Annotated in this window: 2 protein-coding genes; both read right to left on the bottom strand. The window is 63.7% G+C overall.

Features of this window, described 5'->3' with window-relative positions; translation table 11 throughout:
* On the bottom strand, positions 1 to 789 hold a 789-nt coding region (pgl, locus tag Y708_RS0102980), incomplete at its 3' end, for a 6-phosphogluconolactonase (protein ID WP_028278774.1).
* The coding region (locus Y708_RS28940; protein ID WP_173401497.1) for an OpcA/G6PD domain-containing protein at positions 779 to 910 on the bottom strand (132 nt) is incomplete at its 5' end. The genes Y708_RS28940 and pgl, both read right to left, overlap by 11 nt.

Below are 910 nucleotides of genomic sequence, written 5' to 3'. Positions count from 1 at the left end.
TGCTTCGCCATTGCCGATCAACCGGTGCGGCAGTTGCGCCGCGGCATCCTGATCGATCAGCCACAGGGTCTTCTTGTGCCCCCGGGCTCCTGCCGCCGGGACCTGAACCGGACCAGCTCCGGCCAGGGCCAGCCCCACTGCGCCGGCCTTGTCCTGGCCACCCACCGCCAACCAGATTTCTTCAGCAGAGTTGATTGCTTCGAGCGTGAGGCTGATGCGGAGTGGGGGTGGCTTGGGGGCGTCAGCAATGCCCACCACCGTGACATCAGTTGTTCTGACGCCTGCCATTTCGGGGAACAGCGACGCAATATGTGCATCCGGTCCCACACCGAGCAGCAGGATGTCGAAACGGGGCAGGCGGGAATCCCTGAGTTCAATGGTTTCGGAATCCGCTGCGGCCTGCAGGCGGGAAGCGTAGTCCGCGGCAGCTTCGTCCTGCGAACCGAAATCATCACTGGACCCGAACTCGTGGATGCGGTCCTGCGGAACATTGAGGTCGTTCAGCAGGGCTTCCTGCGCCTGCACGGCATTACGGTCTGTGTCTGTCTCGGGGAGAAACCGCTCATCCCCCCACCAGAAGTCAACCTTGGTCCAGTCGACGGCGGAGCGCGCCGGCGACTGGGCAACCGCACGCAATGCCGCAGTGCCCAATGAACCGCCGGTCAGGACCACCGTCGCCGTGCCGCGTTCATTCTGGATGTCGACCAGTCGCGTGACCAGTCGCGCCGCGACAGATGCGGCCAGCAGGGTTGCGTCGGGATGGATGCTAACCTTCGGTTCAGCGTTCACTGGTTCGTACGCTCCTTAGATTTGTGCGGGCGAGCCCGTCGGTGATGACCTCGCCGAATACCTCATCCGGGTCAAGTCGGCGAAGTTCCTCCGCCAGACAGTCTTGCAGGCTGCGTCGGGG

Origin of the sequence: Arthrobacter sp. H5 (assembly GCF_000520595.1) — a bacterium.
Classification (GTDB): domain Bacteria; phylum Actinomycetota; class Actinomycetes; order Actinomycetales; family Micrococcaceae; genus Arthrobacter_D.
This window is presented reverse-complemented; position numbering and strand designations above follow the sequence as displayed.